The sequence below is a fragment of the Bacillus sp. FJAT-45037 genome (genome assembly GCF_002797325.1).
Lineage (GTDB): Bacteria > Bacillota > Bacilli > Bacillales > Bacillaceae_D > Alkalihalophilus.
Window position 1 is genome coordinate 1,000,691 of record NZ_KZ454938.1, and the last position, 17,319, is coordinate 1,018,009.

20 protein-coding genes are annotated in these 17,319 nt (G+C 41.3%); 16 read left to right on the plus strand and 4 right to left on the minus strand.

Translation table 11 applies throughout. The annotated features are described in order from the left end of the window. Positions 1–83 precede the first annotated feature (83 nt). Positions 84–290: a hypothetical protein gene (locus CDZ88_RS05100; RefSeq protein ID WP_100372507.1), complete on the minus strand. Its 207-nt coding sequence runs from the start codon at positions 288–290 to the stop codon at positions 84–86. 243 nt (positions 291–533) lie between these two features. On the opposite strand from CDZ88_RS05100, the gene CDZ88_RS05105 reads away from it, so the two are divergent. The 6 genes from CDZ88_RS05105 (at position 534) to CDZ88_RS05130 (ending at position 7,250) form a co-directional block, all read left to right on the plus strand. Continuing rightward, a complete protein-coding gene (locus tag CDZ88_RS05105; protein ID WP_100372508.1) occupies positions 534–1,781 on the plus strand; it encodes a DNA polymerase IV in 1,248 nt (415 codons plus the stop codon). A gap of 86 nt (positions 1,782–1,867) precedes the next feature. Continuing rightward, entirely contained in the window at positions 1,868–4,498 is a 2,631-nt protein-coding gene (locus CDZ88_RS05110) for a hypothetical protein (RefSeq protein ID WP_100372509.1), read from the plus strand. Beyond that, positions 4,495–4,794 (plus strand): EscU/YscU/HrcU family type III secretion system export apparatus switch protein, encoded by a 300-nt coding sequence (locus CDZ88_RS05115; protein WP_100372510.1) that lies wholly within the window; start codon positions 4,495–4,497, stop codon positions 4,792–4,794. The genes CDZ88_RS05110 and CDZ88_RS05115 overlap by 4 nt, the downstream gene beginning before the upstream one ends. A 64-nt stretch (positions 4,795–4,858) precedes the next feature. Further along, the gene (gene fliS, locus CDZ88_RS05120; RefSeq protein ID WP_100372511.1) at positions 4,859–5,284 is read left to right on the plus strand and encodes a flagellar export chaperone FliS; all 426 of its coding nucleotides are present in this window, start codon (positions 4,859–4,861) and stop codon (positions 5,282–5,284) included. Between the two features lie 15 nt (positions 5,285–5,299). Continuing rightward, entirely contained in the window at positions 5,300–6,700 is a 1,401-nt protein-coding gene (locus CDZ88_RS05125; protein ID WP_100372512.1) for a flagellin N-terminal helical domain-containing protein, read from the plus strand. Positions 6,701–6,812: 112 nt separating this feature from the next. Further along, positions 6,813–7,250, plus strand: coding sequence for a YaaR family protein (locus CDZ88_RS05130; RefSeq protein ID WP_100372513.1), 438 nt, complete (start codon positions 6,813–6,815; stop codon positions 7,248–7,250). Positions 7,251–7,283: 33 nt separating this feature from the next. Here the strand turns inward: CDZ88_RS05130 and CDZ88_RS05135 are convergent, their stop codons facing one another. After that, a complete protein-coding gene (locus tag CDZ88_RS05135) occupies positions 7,284–7,892 on the minus strand; it encodes a CPBP family intramembrane glutamic endopeptidase (protein ID WP_100372514.1) in 609 nt (202 codons plus the stop codon). A gap of 98 nt (positions 7,893–7,990) precedes the next feature. Between CDZ88_RS05135 and CDZ88_RS05140 the strand changes: the two genes are divergently transcribed. Next, complete coding sequence (locus tag CDZ88_RS05140) at positions 7,991–8,422, plus strand: SRPBCC family protein (RefSeq protein ID WP_100372515.1); 432 nt, start codon at positions 7,991–7,993, stop codon at positions 8,420–8,422. A 41-nt stretch (positions 8,423–8,463) separates the two neighbouring features. On the opposite strand, the gene namA is transcribed toward CDZ88_RS05140, so the two are convergent. Both namA and cbpB read right to left on the minus strand, forming a co-directional pair. After that, positions 8,464–9,483, minus strand: a complete 1,020-nt coding sequence (gene namA / locus CDZ88_RS05145; protein WP_100372516.1) for an NADPH dehydrogenase NamA — start codon at positions 9,481–9,483, stop codon at positions 8,464–8,466. A 59-nt stretch (positions 9,484–9,542) separates the two neighbouring features. Further along, the gene (gene cbpB / locus CDZ88_RS05150) at positions 9,543–10,004 is read right to left on the minus strand and encodes a cyclic-di-AMP-binding protein CbpB (protein ID WP_100372517.1); all 462 of its coding nucleotides are present in this window, start codon (positions 10,002–10,004) and stop codon (positions 9,543–9,545) included. Positions 10,005–10,160: 156 nt separating this feature from the next. Between cbpB and CDZ88_RS05155 the strand changes: the two genes are divergently transcribed. The 9 genes from CDZ88_RS05155 to CDZ88_RS05195 all read left to right on the plus strand — a co-directional run bounded on the left by CDZ88_RS05155 (position 10,161) and on the right by CDZ88_RS05195 (position 17,313). Further along, the gene (locus CDZ88_RS05155) at positions 10,161–10,412 is read left to right on the plus strand and encodes a hypothetical protein (RefSeq protein WP_100372518.1); all 252 of its coding nucleotides are present in this window, start codon (positions 10,161–10,163) and stop codon (positions 10,410–10,412) included. 94 nt (positions 10,413–10,506) lie between these two features. Further along, positions 10,507–11,277, plus strand: coding sequence for a DUF4097 family beta strand repeat-containing protein (locus CDZ88_RS05160; RefSeq protein WP_100372519.1), 771 nt, complete (start codon positions 10,507–10,509; stop codon positions 11,275–11,277). A 183-nt stretch (positions 11,278–11,460) separates the two neighbouring features. After that, on the plus strand, positions 11,461–11,604 hold the full coding sequence (locus tag CDZ88_RS05165) for a YezD family protein (RefSeq protein WP_100372520.1): 144 nt from the start codon (positions 11,461–11,463) through the stop codon (positions 11,602–11,604). Between the two features lie 116 nt (positions 11,605–11,720). Then, positions 11,721–12,434, plus strand: coding sequence for a phosphoadenylyl-sulfate reductase (locus CDZ88_RS05170; protein WP_100372521.1), 714 nt, complete (start codon positions 11,721–11,723; stop codon positions 12,432–12,434). Between the two features lie 31 nt (positions 12,435–12,465). Next, positions 12,466–13,617 carry a sulfate adenylyltransferase gene (sat, locus tag CDZ88_RS05175; RefSeq protein ID WP_100372522.1) on the plus strand — a complete coding sequence of 384 codons (1,152 nt, stop codon included), beginning with the start codon at positions 12,466–12,468 and terminating at the stop codon, positions 13,615–13,617. 101 nt (positions 13,618–13,718) lie between these two features. Next, positions 13,719–14,795: an inorganic phosphate transporter gene (locus CDZ88_RS05180; protein WP_100372523.1), complete on the plus strand. Its 1,077-nt coding sequence runs from the start codon at positions 13,719–13,721 to the stop codon at positions 14,793–14,795. Positions 14,796–14,877: 82 nt separating this feature from the next. Continuing rightward, positions 14,878–15,483 (plus strand): adenylyl-sulfate kinase, encoded by a 606-nt coding sequence (gene cysC, locus CDZ88_RS05185; protein ID WP_198507819.1) that lies wholly within the window; start codon positions 14,878–14,880, stop codon positions 15,481–15,483. Positions 15,484–15,496: 13 nt separating this feature from the next. Beyond that, complete coding sequence (locus CDZ88_RS05190; RefSeq protein WP_100372525.1) at positions 15,497–17,116, plus strand: nitrite/sulfite reductase; 1,620 nt, start codon at positions 15,497–15,499, stop codon at positions 17,114–17,116. After that, on the plus strand, positions 17,116–17,313 hold the full coding sequence (locus CDZ88_RS05195; protein WP_100372526.1) for a DUF3906 family protein: 198 nt from the start codon (positions 17,116–17,118) through the stop codon (positions 17,311–17,313). Before CDZ88_RS05190 ends, CDZ88_RS05195 begins: the two co-directional genes overlap by 1 nt. Positions 17,314–17,319: the final 6 nt, after the last annotated feature.

The following is a 17,319-nucleotide window of genomic DNA, read 5'->3' on the forward strand; positions in this document are numbered from 1 at the left end:
ATGTAGCTAAAGCTAGGGTTATGTTGTTACTGTTTATCGAGCTTAGCCATTCATTAAGAACTAAAAATCAAAAAAGGGTTCTTTTAATGAAGGAATCGAGAACTGTTATGTACGTCTCGGCCAAATTCTAAGCTTTCTAAAACCATTTCCTCTGAATCACCAGTCATTTTTGCAATTTCTGAGATGCTAGGTGATTTAAAATGTGTTTCATGATAGTTTTGGAGGATCAAAACAATTCGGTCGTAAACATCGGCAAAACGCTGATTGTCTCTTGACATATAGTTGTTCATTGTATAGCGACACCTCCTATAGAAAGTAACATTGATCATACGAGCGTATGTTACCTATACCCATAACGATACTGGAAGATTTAACAAAGAGCAAACGTATGTAGTCCTTTAGTTCTCACTAAAAGTTGAATTTACATAAATGGCCCTAATATGGTGCATCGTCCTGCCTATACTAAAAAACTATGTAATCTCTTCAAATAGCGAACATTCTTTCGTATAATAAGCGTATAAGGAGGGGGAGGCATGAAGAAACGACGAGTTATTTTTCATATTGATATGAATAGTTTTTATGCGTCAGTAGAGATGTCCTATGATCCCGCGTTACGAGGTAAACCTTTAGCGATTGCTGGAAACGTCGAGGAGAGGCGCGGCATTATTGTCACAAGCAGTTATGAAGCAAGGGCCAAGGGAGTTAAAACGACGATGCCTGTGTGGAAGGCGTTACGTCTGTGCCCTGAATTAATCTTAATGAAGCCTAATTTCGAGCGTTACCGAGAAGCTTCACGTGCCTTATTTGAATTGCTTAAAGGGTATACGCCGCTTGTGCAGCCAGTCTCAATTGATGAAGGGTATATAGACGTTACTTCTTATTTAAGTGTAGGACATCCCCTTAGCCTAGCTAAAGAGATGCAAGAGCGAATCAAACGTGAATTAGATTTGCCATCAAGTATCGGAATTGCACCTAATAAATTTTTAGCGAAGATGGCTAGTGATATGAAAAAACCGAATGGAATTACCGTGTTAAGAAAGCGCGATTTAAACCAGATGCTGTGGCCAATGTCGATTGGCGAGATGCATGGCATAGGAAAGCGGACTGTTGAAAAATGGGAGAAAAAGGGTATTTTAACGATCGGTGATCTAGCAAAAGCAAATCAACTAGAGGTCCAAGCGTGGTTTGGGACGAATGGACGAAAATTACATGACCGTGCAAATGGTATCGATGAACGCCCTGTAGATCCAGAGGCCATTTACGAATTTAAAACCATTGGCAACTCAACGACTTTAAAGCAAGACACTCGAAACATCCCGTTAATTCAAGAAACCTTTATGAGATTAGCAGAGTCTGTCAGTCGGCGCTTAAAGCGAAAAGAAGTACTCGCACAAGGCATTCAAATGACGATCCGTTACCATGACTGGAAAACTGTGACGAGGAGCAAAAGGCTTCAAAATCCGATTCAAGATAGAGACGACCTCTATAAGGAGGCGTATGCGTTATTTACACACGCGTGGAATGACACTTCCGTTCGATTGTTAGGCATTAGCAGCTATGATTTAGTTGAAAAGCAACATGCCTATAAACAACTTGACTTGTTTCATTATAAAGAAGACATAAAAAAAGAAAAGCTTTCTCACACTTTAAAGGAAATTCGGGAGCGATTTGGCGATGAGGTGTTGCAAAAAGGAGCCTCTTCATCGTGGAAAAAGCGCGACGACGAGCTAAGTGGTCAAGGGTCGAGTTTTCGAAAAGATTTTCTAGAACCAGAGGAGTAGTCTTTGGTTCTTTTTGGTGTCTAGATAAACTTTATGACGAATCATGCCGATAATAAGGATAAGAATTTGTTCGGGAGTGTGAGCATATGCAAGTCAATCACCTACAAACTAACCAAAATCAAAACCAACAGCCAGATCGGAACATACCGTTACGTGACGGGGATGTATATAGAGCGACGATAAAAGAAAGAAGAGACAATCAAGAAGCGGTCATTTCGATTAGAGGGCGCGAAGTCGTAGCGAAATTCGAGGGAGAGATGCCTCGCGGAGACCGGGTGAATGTACAAATTGAAAGTGCGCGAGATGAAATCATCCGAGTTCGTGCGGTTAATGATGAAACACGTCCAGTTTCGAGTCAAGGTGGGCAACCAAGGGATGCTATAGCTCAAACGATGCGTCAGTTAGGTGTGTCAAACCCTTCGCCTGAATTAAAAGAAGCGGCTCAATCGTTGATGAAGCGAAATGTACCACTTACACGTGAAGCGGTCAAGGAACTACAACGTTTCATGGCAGAAGGCAATCCAGACAAGCGGCTAGAAACGGTTCGTGCGATGGCAAATAAACGTTTAGAAGTCACATCGACACATTTACGTTCTGTCCATGAAGCATTACATGGTCGTCCATTAGCCCATGTGATGAATGATTTGGCAAAAGAAATCGATCGAGATTTCCGGGTCGAACCGAGAGAGCAAGTACGAAGAGGAGCGGCACGACAAGAAGAGACGCAGGTACTCCGCAATACGGGAGCTCATGAACGCCCTGCGTCCGAACAAGTGAGAGGTGCTAGAGAAGCCATACGTCAAGAGTCCTCCGTTCAACGAGCGATTTCTGAAGTCCGTCAACAAGTAGTGAATCAACCTCAAATCCCACGTGATATTGCACAATTAGTCGACCGGGCGACTACAGAGGCAGCCCATCTTGACCGAGTCGGGCGTGAGCGTTTAACCGAAATGGTTCGGGATATGAACCAGCAAGGAAGTTCAGTTTCCAAGAGAGAAGTAGCAAGGAATATTCAAGCTATACTAAGTCAGGAACCTCATCCAGAACGCAGCGTTGAACAAATTAGAACGCTCCTACAGCAGCAAGGACAAGGAGAGACTCGTCAAGCGATTGAACGTGTCTTAACGCAAGTTCAGCAACTTTCCCAAGTAGGGCGTGACCAGATCTTACAGGCGCTACAACGAGCGGAACAACAATTGGTCCAACAAGAGGTGAGTCCTGCTACATCAAAAGGACAAGCTGAACCAAACACTCAACAAGCGACGTTAATAGGTGCAGTCGAAACGGCAAAAAAGACGCTTCAAAATGAAGCCAATGTTGAACGGGCATTAAGACAAATTCAAACGACGATAGCGAATCAACCGCAATTGCCAGAACTTATGAAGCAATCATTTGAACAGAAGATTGAGCAGGCGCAAATGCGAATAGATGGTGGACGAGAATTAGCAGCAAGACAAATAATGACACAAGCTTTACAACAAGTCGATCAAGCCGCAAAAGAGATCGAGCCAGTGCAGCGACGAGAGAGCGCAGAGGCAAGACAATATACACAAAATGAGCAATTCCAAACAAGTGTCGAGATGGCTAGTAAAAACATAGCCGTTACAACGGTCACTCAAAAAGTAGCCGAAGCGACGGCATCATTTAAACAATTTCAACGAGAAATTAGCCGTACGCTTGATCAGGTCACGCGACAAATCGATCAATTTAAAAACCAAGCTCAACCTGTCGCTAAACCTTTATTAGAGACGACCATAAAAAAACTTGATAACGCGATTCTGCGTTCTGAAATGATGCTGTTAACGGACATGAAAACAGAGCGCAGTTTAATGCAAGCAAGCGGACAATTAGCTGAGGCGAAGAAACTGTTAGCACGAGGGCATCATCAAGAAGCGAATCAGATCGTGCGGGAAGTCAAACAATTAATGGAACGATTGAACTTCCAGCCATCTGAAACAAAGGTGAAGCATTACGTTCAGATAAATGAACGAAGTGCACAAGATGGACGAACACCTAGCCAAGCATTTACACAACAATACTCAGAAACCGTGAGAGCGCCGATGCCAGATTCTTCCCCAAGAGCAATGTTTGAAATGGTGAGAAATATGGGCTTGAACAGAGATAGCGAGCTTGCGTTGCAGTTAGCATCAGGAAGAGAGCAACAAAACCAAGAGTCGACAGAGCGTAATATGAAGTCGATGTTAATGCAGCTAGCAAAGAGCGAAGAAGAAGGAACTCGAACGAACCAACTAGCGAACCAAGCATTAAACAACGTAACGGGTCAACAGTTATTAAGTCGCTCAGATCAACAATCCAATATGCAAAGTCTATACTTTAATTTGCCTTTGTTATTAGAAGAAAAAGTAGAGAATCTTCAAGTGTTCGTCAATTCGCGAAATGAAGGAGAGAAAGTAGATTGGGAGAACTGCAGTCTATTCTTCTTAATGGACACACCTAAGATGGGGGAGATCGGAATTGCAATCTCAGCGTCAGAACGTCAACTATCAGTCACACTCAAAAATGACGATGACTCCTTCCAAACTCGGATGAGCCCACTCGTTGATCAAGCCGTTCAAAAGCTAGCAGAGATCGGGTATTCGATCAAAGGGATTAACTATGCGAAATTGAATGCAACACCGGAGGAGACACAAGGAAGCACGGCGGCGCCAAAACAAACACCAACGTTTACCGAGAAAGGGTTTGACTTTAAAATATGATGGTTCAAAAACATTTCAATCAGACAAAGCGCCGCACGCAAAGTGGACCGACTGCAGCAGTGATTCGTTATGATGATGAAAATGGCGGAGCACCTAAGGTTGTCGCACAAGGTAAAGGACAGCTCGCTAATCAAATTATTGATCTAGCGAAAAAGAATAATATTCATATGCAAGAAGACGCTACATTAGTTACCAATCTCCTGGATATGGACCTTGGTGATAATATTCCGCCACAATTATACTCTGTTATGGCAGAAATCCTTCTCTTGATTGAAGATATGGAAAAAAACTATTAAACAATCATCGACACAAACCGATAAAAGTATTGTACTAAGAAAATAAAGTCGGAGGTGGAAAGAGTTGACCACTTTCCTAACAAATGAAGCCTTACATCAGAAAACATCACAAGAATTAACCGCATTATTATATGAGGCATGTGTAACAAACTTAGAAGATGCCGTGACATTCATTCATGATAAAGACTTTATCGAAGCAAATGAAAAGCTTAAAAAAGCAAGTGATATCGTGCATCGTTTAGGAGCAGGTATTAACTATGAAGCTGGCATTATCGCCGATCAACTCGAACAAGTTTACAACTATATTGCTGATAAATTAGTCGAAGCCAACCTAACGAAGGATACGGCCATCATTCAAGAAGTGATCACACTTTTAGAGACGATCATGAGCACTTGGAACGAAGCGATGAAAAAGAAAAAAGACACGCAGCCGAAGATGATGAAACAAAAGGCAAGTGCATATGAATCTACAGCTATTTATCAAGATTAAAGGGGCGAACACATAATGAAAATTAATAATAACATTCAAGCATTAAATGCATACCGTAATTTAAATCAGAATCAATTTCAGACATCTAAGAATTTAGAAAAGCTTTCTTCAGGAATGCGTATTAACCGTGCAGCAGATGACGCAGCAGGTCTAGCGATTTCTGAGAAAATGCGTTCACAAATTCGTGGTCTGAAAATGGCAGAACGTAATGCGATGGATGGAATTTCTTTAATGCAAACGTCTGAAGGGGCGATGCAAGAAGTACATACAATGCTGCAACGTATGCGTGAATTGGCTGTTCAAGCAGCAAATGACACAAATACTGAGTATGACCGCGAGCAAATTCAAAAAGAGATTGATCAACTAAAATCTGAGGTTGATTCAATTTCTGAGAAGACAGAGTTTAATACACGTAAATTATTGAATGGATTTAGTGCGGTGTTGACTACGTATACGGATAACGATATAAACATACAAGGGTATCCTAATGTGACGGATGCTAGCTTGAAATCGGGAGATTATAAAGTTGACTTCACTGGTTTAGCTCCAGTTTATACAGTTACACAGCCATCTGCTGGATTAGGGTCTGATGTGGATGACATCACATTTTCAGAATTTGGAACAAATGCTACAGCGAACCCTATGAAGTTTGGAGAGTATACACTTTTAGTTCGAGATGTAGAACCAAATGAAGATGCCCGTATTGAGATATTAGATCCAGATGGTTTATCAATTGGTAGTAAAGTAGTATCAATTGGAACGAATGCAGCAACTACTGATGCTGAAAATACTGTTGCTGGTATCTTAATTGACACAAGTAAGATAGGAACAGCCGGTACTGTAAAAGTGAAAATGGAAGCAAAGGCAACAATAGAGCTTAAAAAAACAGATGGAACAACAGATGATACAATTCAAGCCGCTAGAGAATTAACTTCAGTAAATGGTCTTTTTAAACATGGTGGAATTGATTATAATTTCAAGACTAATACAGTTGATGGTGAATTAGACTTCACCATCACTAACAACGCTCTTTCTTTCCAAATTGGTCCTAACACAAATCAAAATGTGATGATTGATATTCCTCGCATGGATGTTGTTACTTTGGGAATTGAAAAAGTGGATGTATTAACAAATGAATCGGCTAATAATGCCATTTTCCAATTGGATCAAGCGATCAATAAGCTTTCTGATTCTCGTTCTAAGCTGGGTGCTGTGCAAAACCGCATGGAGCACACGATCAACAATCTTCAGGTGACGCATGAAAACTTAACAGCGTCTGAGTCTCGTATTCGTGATGCGGATATGGCGCTTGAGATGACTGAGTTCACGCGTAACAACATTTTAAATCAATCAGCGACAGCAATGCTTGCGCAAGCTAACCAATTGCCTCAAGGCGTGCTGCAGTTATTACAATAAGAATCATGGAAAGAGCGGAGAGACGAGGGTCTTTTCGCTTTTTTTGTCTGATATGAGTGTGTCATATGCTACAATAAGAGTATGAATCGAATGAGGATAAGGACGTGAGGAGATGGATGTTCAGCGCATAGCGAGAACAGGCCTTGGAAAAATCGAACCGAAGAAACAGGAGCCGACTGGAAAGGTTTCGTTTCAAGAGGTGATTGGGAAACAACGTGATGAGAAAGCGTATGAAAAGCTTACACAAATGATGCACAAAATAGACGACCAAGGGAAGGTTCTATCCGAGACACGTACGGTTGAGGAACTAAGAAAATACAAACAGCTAGTCAAAGATTTTATGGAAGATGCTGTTCAATTTGGTTTGAGCCTCGAGGAACGTAGAGGATTTAACCGACGCGGACGGACGAAAATTTATAAGATTGTTCAAGAAGTGGACCGTAAGTTGTTAGATTTAACCGATGCAGTCCTAGCGAAGGAAAAGAAAGGGCTACAAATCCTCGATATGGTAGGAGAAATTAAAGGCCTACTCGTTAATATTTACGCATGAAGAAGACCTGTGGGACTCCGCAGGTCTTTTACTTTATAAAAGCGGTAGCAACAGCAATAAAAATACATCAAAGACAAGGTGCGAAAGAATGGCGATCCATAGGTTTCTTGTCTTGATATAGATCCAACTCCAGACGAATCCTGCGATGCATGCGGCAAGCACGAGCAAGATACTTCCTGCAAAGACATGCGCGAGGGCATATAAAGCTGTACCGATTAGTGCCGCATTTATTGATGTATGATTGACTAGGAGCCTTTTAACGAGAAATCCTCGCCAGAACCACTCTTCACCAGGAATGACAATGAGAAACAACCAAACATAATGAATGGTGGAAGTCGGTTGAACGAGCGTATACAGTGTGTGAAGTTGGTCCATCAATGGGAGCCCAGTAACTTCAATTAACCATTTCCCTAATGCGAATACTCCATAGAGCGCAACCCCACTCACCACGCCTATCGTCACATCTTTTGACGTCAGAGAAGAGATGTCCATTTTGGTCGTCGCCCATGCAACCATCGTTAAGATGAATAAAGAAAGAGGAAAGAGCATCCAAAAATCAATCGGTTGCCACCAAAAGCTGATCGCAAGTAGACTTAAAGCGAGCAAGTAACCAATCCATAAAATGGGGTCATTCTTTTTCATCGATGAACCCTCCTTTCTGTACATAGTAAAGTCTTTTTCGTTGTTATCTGCTACATGATCAGCATATACTAATGGAAAATCATAAGGTGGTGCCGTGCATGGATACGTACATATTTACATACGAAGCAAAAGTAGATGCCTCAATTGAGGAAGTGTGGGAATTTTTCCGTACAGCCGATAATCTCGTACAAATCACATCTTTCCCCGAAATTTCGATTGACTCGAATCCAGCTACTACAGAGGGGAATACGATCAAAATGAAAATGGGGCTAGGACCTCTTCGTGTTGACTGGCATTCTTACATTGAAGAGGTTGTCCCATATGACTATTTTGTCGATGTCGGGGTGAAGCTACCGTGGCCTTTAGTGCAATGGCGGCATACACATGCATTTTCTAAGGTGGGAGAGACAACGGTGATGAAAGACACGGTCGAAATTCAATCACCACTGCCCACAGCCATGCTAAAACCTGCATTAACGAATATGTTCAAAGGAAGAGCAACAGCAGTGCATCGACATTTCCAAAGATAAGAAGAAGCCCGAGTGCAAGTCACTCGGGCTTTTACAGTGGGTTAGTTCCAGCCACGCTGATATTGAACAGGAGCCTCGATTTCCGTGTTTAGATCGTTTGCTGCTTGGAGTGCCCAATATGGATTACGTAATAACTCACGACCGATAAAGATAAGATCTGCTCGTTCATTACGTAATATCTCTTCTGCTTGAAGACCTGAGGTGATCATTCCTACAGCTCCTGTCGCAATAGTTGCTTCGTTACGAATCGTTTCGGCATATTTTACTTGGTAGCCAGGAAATACTGGAATTTTAGCCGGAACAACTGCGCCTGAGCTACAGTCCACAAGGTCGATACCTTGTTCTTTTAACCAACTTGCGAATTGTACAAAGTCTTCCATTTTATTGCCGCCTTCAGCATATTCAGCAGCCGATAGACGAACCATCAAAGGACCTGACCAAACGGATTTCACTTGATCGATAATTTTACGTAAGAACGTATAACGCTCTTCAAGTGAACCACCGTATTCATCTTGACGTTGATTCGTTAGGGGGGATAAAAACTCATTAATTAAGTACCCATGAGCCCCGTGTAACTCAATGACATCAAACCCTGCATCTTTGGCGCGTTTAGCCCCTTGTTTAAAGGCTGCAATCGTTTCATCAATTTTCTCAGTGGTCATCGCAACAGGCGTCCGCATATCTTCTTGGAAAGCGATCGCTGATGGTGCGAAGATATCGCCTTCTACCATTGATTTACGGCCGGCATGAGCTAATTGAATCGCGGCTTTTGCTCCGTGTGCTTGAATACGATTAACGACATTCGTTAACCCTTCAACATGTGCATCATCCCAAATGCCGAGATCTTGATCAGAAATTCGTCCTTCTGGCACGACTGCTGTTGCTTCAAGCATGACGAGGCCAACTTGACCAATTGCACGTGCCTCATAATGAGCTAAGTGAAAATCTCTCGTTTGTCCGTCTTTTGTGTCACTAGAATACATGCACATTGGTGACATGACAATTCGGTTTTTCATTGTGACACCTTTAATTGTATAAGGTGAAAAAAGCATTCGACTCATTTAAATCTTCTCCTTTTTAGGTGAAAGTACGGTTATGTAGCAAGTCTACAAGATAAACGTTAGAAAGACGAATCATCTGCTCCGACTTGATGTAAATACTTACTCACCAACGCTAAAATCGACCGTCTTGTTAGTAAAGCTGTAAATGAATCTTGTTCATCTAATACGCAAATAAACGGATGATTAATGACGTATGTTAAAGCCTTTGCAAAGGTTTCATGTATGTAAATGGTCGGAATGTCTGGATCCATCACTTCTTTCACATTCTTTTCAGAGAGACGGTCCATTTCAATTTGTTCAAGACCTAATAAAGAATCTAAAATTAATGATTTACTAATCAATCCATGTAATTTAAATGATGGGTCAAGCACAGGAATAGCTGTATAACCAGACTTTATCAAGACAAGTAGGGCGTGCTCTAATGGATTAGCTAGTTGTACGTGAGCGACTTGTTCGCTTGGGATCAGCATGTCAAAGATTTCAGGATCGGAAAGAGGTTTATGTTTTAAATGCTGGATCATCGTATCACTTCTTTTTATTAGATTTATTATAGAAATTACCACTTCTATCCTACTAGTCAAGGTAGAAACTTGTCAATAAAAGCAGTTCAAATAAGTTCTGAAACGTATGGTATCACACGTCATTGGCTATACTAATTTTAAAAAAGGTGTGTCCTTATGCATTCAAAACAGACCGTCAAATACATATGTGAATCGTACCCATCGGGAAATCAATATTACTATAAGTCCGAACTCATTACCCATGATTCATGGGAGAACGTTCATTCTCTAAGGTGGTCGACGCCAAGACCTATTTCTAAGCGGACATTCGAAAAAAGAAAGAAAGAAGGTTTTAAGGTGGAAAACATTGATAAGAGACAACGACCTGCCTTAATCATCCCATTCCCACAAGTCGTGAACAAATCGTGAACATCATGTGGATTGGGCGAACATTGATGACTTATCAGCTTGATTGGGCTAAACTAGAATGAGTGTTTTCTAGATAGACAGGGGCGATTAAACAGTGACTAATAACATGTTAAAAATAGCTTTAGCGTTTAGCTTGGCAGCCATACTTACAGGGTGTAATTTAGTGAATTATCAAGTGGAAGAAACTTTGACCTTGTCGGTAGAGGATATCACCGCACTTGATGTCAATCATGATGAAGGGGATGTCCGACTTTCAGGTGAAGAAGGACTAGATGAGATTATCGTTGATGTGAAATATGAAGTGATTGGTGAGGAAATGAGTGAAGCCGAAGCTTTTTTTGAAGATAACCTTTCTATTTCCTTAGAAAAGGACGATGACATCGCTTCATTAGTGACGTCGATTCGTAGAGGTTCAAATATTGAGCAAGGTAAGATCAATCTTACCATCCGTATTCCGGCTGATCTGCCTGTTCACTATCGACAAAAAGAAGGATATTTAGATTTGAAAAATGTTCAAAGCAACCTCAACATTCAACATGGATCGGGTGCAGTGACGTTAACGGATGTTGTTGGAGATGTCCGATTAACAGACGGTGCAGGCAGTGTTACATTTGAACGAGTAACAGGTGACCTTCAATTAAATATTAATGCCGGAACAACTAGTATCACAGAATCATCAGGACTAATAAACTTAACAACGGGTTCAGGAGATGTAAATATTTCAGAACATACTGGTTCGATTCAACTCAGAAGTGGTAGTGGAAACGTGAAGATGACGAACATCGATGGAGACGTAGAAGTGTTAGGCGCACGTGGTGATCGATTGGAATTAGAGGATATAACAGGGGAAGTCATCACCCCGTAAGGTACGAAAGTCGCAGAGATGCGGCTTTTTTATTTTGTCTTCTTGGGTATAGGCCCAATTTTCTAAAAATGATCAAAGGAGCGTTGACAATTTGGGGATTGATGGATAGAATACTATTAAACTAATAATTCATATCAAATTACAAGGAATTAACGTCCAGCTAGTTTGAATTGGGAGGTTCAAATGGATAAACAATCAGAATGGCAGCTCCTTTCCAAACGGTTGCAAGACATGTTGAAGGATTTAAAATTCGGTTCTGTAACGATCATCGTACAAGACGGAAAGATTGTTCAGCTTGAAAAAAATGAAAAACAGCGATTAAAATAATGCTTGCTGACTAGACAAACTAGAGGCGGCATCCAAAAGATCATTCTTTTGGATGTCGTCTTTTTATTTGCAAAAAGGAGAGATCAACGTATTTTGAACAACAAAGGAGGCATGACATGGACATTTCATATCAAACGGTGACAGACGTAGACATCGATCAATGGAATCACGCATTGAAGAAGAAGGACAGTGTAGAGGTGTTGAAATGGGCTTATCAAACATTCGGTGACGAACTCGTCTATTCCTGTAGTTTTGGCGCAGAAGGGATGGTGTTAATTGATCTTATTAGCAAAGTTAAACCAAATGCAACAATTGTTTTTTTAGATACTGATTTTCATTTTAAGGAAACGTATCAACTAATTGAACAAGTTAAACAACGTTACCCAAAGCTCCAATTTGTTATAAAAAAGCCTGTTCTAACGCCTGAAGTACAAGCCGAAAAATACGGAGACGAGCTTTGGAGGCACCATCCTGATCAATGCTGCAAACTTCGTAAATTAACACCATTAGAAAGTGTGTTAAGTCAATATAAGGCGTGGATTTCAGGTCTGAGGCGTGAACAATCGCCAACGAGAGCACACACTGAATTCATTAATCGTGACGAAAGATTTGAATCTATCAAAGTATGTCCGCTCATTCACTGGAAAGAAGAAGAGATTTGGATGTACATCAAATTACATCAATTACCTTATAACACACTTCATGATCAGCAATTTCCGAGTATTGGTTGCAAGTATTGTACGCAACCAGTAAAAGAGGGAGAAGACCCTCGAAGTGGAAGATGGCAAGGGTCTGAAAAAACAGAATGTGGACTTCACCTTAAAAAATAATCGATTTGATGAAAAACGAGGAGGCACTACAATGACAGCGATCAAACCACACGGAGGAACACTCATAAATCGTTACAATCCAAACACCCCAACGCTAGAAGGATTAAAAGAGATCAAACTCGATTCATTTGCATTATCTGATCTTGAACTAATCGGCATCGGTGCTTTTAGTCCGTTAACGGGATTCTTAGGAAAAGAAGATTATCAATCAGTCGTACAACAGATGAGATTAGTAGATGGAACCGTATGGAGCATCCCAATCACACTTCCTGTTCATAAAGAAGTAGCTGCTTCTTTATCTCTTGGGGACACGGTTAAGCTCACGTATCAAGATGAAGTATATGGGTTGATCGAGGTAACGGAAACATACGAGGCGGATAAAGATCTAGAAGCACTTAACGTGTATCAAACGAATGACCTCGCTCATCCAGGTGTAAAAAAGCTAATGGATCGGGATGACGTATACGTTGCCGGACCGATCAGCTTGATCAAGAGAGTCGAACGTGGACGGTTTCAATCCTATCATCTAGATCCAAAAGAAACGAGAGCAACGTTTGAAAAACTACGCTGGAAAAAAGTCGTTGGCTTTCAGACGAGAAATCCTGTTCATCGTGCTCATGAATACATTCAAAAATCAGCGCTTGAAATTGTCGATGGATTATTTTTGAATCCTCTCGTCGGAGACACGAAAGCGGATGATATTCCGGCTGATGTCCGAATGGAAAGTTACGAGGTTCTACTTGAAAAATATTACCCAGCCGATCGAGTATTTTTGGCGGTCTTTCCAGCAGCAATGCGTTATGCCGGTCCAAGGGAAGCGATTTTTCATGCCTTAGTTCGTAAAAATTATGGATGCACTCATTTTATAGTCGGTCGAGATCATGCAGGTGTAGGTGACTACTATGGAACATATGATGCACAACGAATCTTTACTCATTTTACTGAAGATGAACTAGATATTACACCATTATTCTTTGAACATAGTTTTTATTGCAAAGCATGTGGGAATATGGCTTCGACGAAAACATGCCCTCATACGAAAGAAGATCACGTGATTTTATCTGGAACAAAAGTAAGAGAAATGTTACAAAACGGGGTGACACCACCACCTGAATTTAGTCGCAAAGAAGTCGTTGATGTGTTAATTGAAGGGATGAGAAAACAAGCGCACGTTAAATCGTAAGGGATTGAGGGAGAAAGCCCATCGTCGACTGAAGCGACCTGGATGCACACTAAGGTATGCTGAGCACTCCCTGCAAGGTATGGAGAAAGAAGGTGGCAAGTATGTTGACGATGATTGCATTTGCGATTGCATTTTTCTTTGCGATGAATATTGGAGCAAGTGGTACGGCAGCAGCGATGGGACCTGCTTACGGAAGTGGGGCGCTTCCGAATAAGCGGATCGCCATGGTCCTTGTAGGGATCTTTGCTTGGCTCGGGGCACTTGCTGGTGGTGAAGTAGTGAAGACTCTAGGAAGTGGCATTATTCCTTCAGGATTAGTCGATGTTGAACTCGTGATTATTATTTTAGGTTCGGCTTGTTTGACCTTATTTATCGCCAACATGATTGGGATTCCATTGTCAACGAGTGAAGTCGTTGTTGGAGCGATTGTTGGAGCTGGAGTTGCGTATCAAGCCCTTTACTTTGATCGGTTATTTATCATCGTTTCGTTTTGGGTGATTGTTCCTTTGGTTGCATTTCTCATCGCACTTATTGCTGGGCAATTACTTAAGAGAGCTGAAAGAAAATGGAGCTTCTTAACAGGCAAAGGTAAATGGCGTAAACCGTTAGTGATCCTACTCATTCTCTGTGCATGTTTAGAAGCATTTGCTGCTGGAATGAATAATGTTGCAAATGCAGTTGGTCCGCTTGTCGGGGCAGGTCTGATCGATGTCAAGACTGCCCTAATTGTTGGAGGGGGATTTGTCGCTTTAGGTGCGATTATTCTAGGCGGAAAAGTGCTTGAAACAAATGGCAAGAAAATTACCCGACTATCGTTACTTGAAGGGAGCGCGGTTTCACTGACGGGTGGGGCTCTCGTTATTGTTGCGTCGGTATTCGGTTTACCGGTTCCATTAACGCAGGTGACGACAGGGGCGATTATCGGAATTGGGACGTCGAATAACGGATGGAAGTTATGGCAGAAAAGCATTTTAAAACAGATCATAAAAGTATGGATCGTATCGCCTGTTTTCTCTCTAGTCGTTTGTTATTCGCTCATCTTGTTATTCCGTCAAGCTGATTACTATACCTCCTTCGTCATTGGAAGTGTGCTGATTGCAACGATTGGTACAATTAGCTTATATACTCAAACGAAAGCAGAACGACGAACGACGTATGATGATGGCGGAGGAATTTAACAGAATTTTGTTGACATTTTAATGCTTGAAGCATATCTTTAAAACATAGTAATTCTATATGAATTATAAAGGTGGTGACGTCTTGTCGACTGAACAGACAAATCATATTGTTTGGCATGATACAACGGTATCAAAAGCCGACCGGCAGAAAAGAAATGGACAAAAAGGGGCTATTCTTTGGTTTACAGGCCTCTCTGGCGCAGGGAAATCAACGTTAGCAAATGCGCTAGAACAGGAATTGTTTCGCCGTGGATTAAATAGTTATATTTTAGATGGTGACAATGTCCGTCATGGTTTAAATCGAGGGTTAGGCTTTAGTGATGCAGATCGTAAAGAAAACATTAGACGAATTGGAGAGGTGTCAAAGTTATTTGTGGATGCAGGCACGATTGTTTGTACGGCATTTATCTCCCCATTTCGTGAAGATCGAGACCTTGTCCGTCATTTAGTAGAACGAGATGAATTTGTTGAAATCTACGTTCGTTGTTCTCTTGAAACATGTGAGAAGCGGGATCCTAAAGGGCTTTATCAAAAAGCGCGTACAGGCGAAATTCCTTCTTTTACAGGCATTAGTTCTCCATATGAAGAACCAAAAGCAGCAGAGATCATCATTGACTCAGATTCACAATCAATCCAAGAATCTGTTGATCAAATCATTGACTATTTAGTGAAACATCACATCGTGTAGGAGGGTATTTGTTGTGGCATATGAAAAAGTATGGGCGAACGAACCAGATAAATTAAACAAAGATGAGCAACTAAAGCTTAACAAAGATGGTCTTGATATCTTAAATGATATCGATCGTTTTGCAAAGGAAGGCTTCGAGTCCATACCTAAAGAAGAGTGGAGTCTATTTAAATGGGCAGGCCTTTATTTACAAAAGCCAAAAGAAGACGGCTATTTTATGATGCGTGTCAATATTCCATCTGGTTTAATCACGAATGAGCAAGCAGAAGTGATTGCAGGAATAGGCCGAGACTACGGTCGTGATGTGATCGATATCACCACACGACAAGCGATTCAATATCACTGGCTCAGAATTGAGGAACTTCCAGATATTTTTAAAAGACTAGAGTCGGTTGGGTTGTCTTCTGTCGGAGCGTGTGGGGATATTCCACGAACGATTATGGGGAATCCTTTAGCGGGATTAGATCCGTTTGAATTAGTTGATACGAGGGAAATTGTCGAGGATGTCTATCGATACTTCCAAAGAAATCCTGATTTTTCTAACCTCCCTCGTAAATACAAAATGTCGATTTCAGCAAACATTCATAACGCTGGTCATGACCGGATTAACTGCGTAGCCTTTACACCCGCTGTTAAAGAAATAGACGGGCAAGAAGTTGTTGGCTTTCATGTGAAAGTAGGCGGTGGGTTAAGTGCCAAGCCTTATTTAGCAGAAGAACTTGATGTATTTGTAGTACCTGAGAAAGTAAAAGAAGTAGCGATTGCTATTACGACCATTTATCGCGACTTTGGCTATCGTGAAAAACGTCATCGTGCGCGTCTGAAATTTTTGATTGCTGATTGGGGCGTTGACAAATTCAAAGAGAAATTGCTTGAGTACACTGCGGAATTACCGACTAAAGGAGTCGATAAGACTGAGGAGTGGAATGGTGGATTTTTCTACGGCGTGCACCCTCAAAAACAAGAAGGATTAAATTATGTAGGGTTCAATGTTCCGGTAGGGCGAATGACTTCGACTGAATGGTTTGATCTTGCTCGTATAGCTCGTGAGTATGGTAATGGGGAGATTCGTACATGTAACTCTCAAAATTTAATCGTTCCTAATATCCCTCATGAGAAAACGGATGATTTACTAAAAGAGCCATTATTTAAACGAATTAAGCTCGAGCCAAAGCATTTTATTGGTTACTCAGTTTCCTGTACCGGAATTGAATATTGTAATCTTGCGCTAGTTGAAACAAAAGAAAGAATGCGCCGTATTGCTGAATACTTAGATGAACATATTTCGATTGATGTGCCTGTTCGTATGCATATGATTGGCTGCCCGAATGCTTGTGGGCAACGTCAGATCGCCGATATTGGCCTTCAAGGTATAAAACTCCGGACAAAAGATAAACGCATGGTCGAAGCGTTTGAGCTTTATGTAGGCGGTACTCTTGAGCGAGACAGTGCACAATTTAATGAGAAGTTGAAAGGAAAAGTGGAAGCAGAAGAGCTTGCCCCGACACTTGCAGCATTTCTTCGTTATTTTGAAGAAACCAAAGAACCTAATGAGAATTTCTTTGATTTTAAGCAACGAGTAGGAATGGATGCACTGCAATCAGCACTTGATGAAATATTAGGAGTGGCATAATGCAGCTGTATAAATTTGAAGTGGAGACGACAGACACAACTGTGCATGTGATCGTCGCGGCAAACAGCGAAGAGGATGCCTTTCGTTGTGCAGAAGTGGAAGTCGAAAAGCAGTTTCTCGTGCTACCCGAAATCAATGAAATGACTTTACTCGAACGAAAAACAGTAAAAAAAGCAGTAGGATTTGTTATTGAATAAGATAAA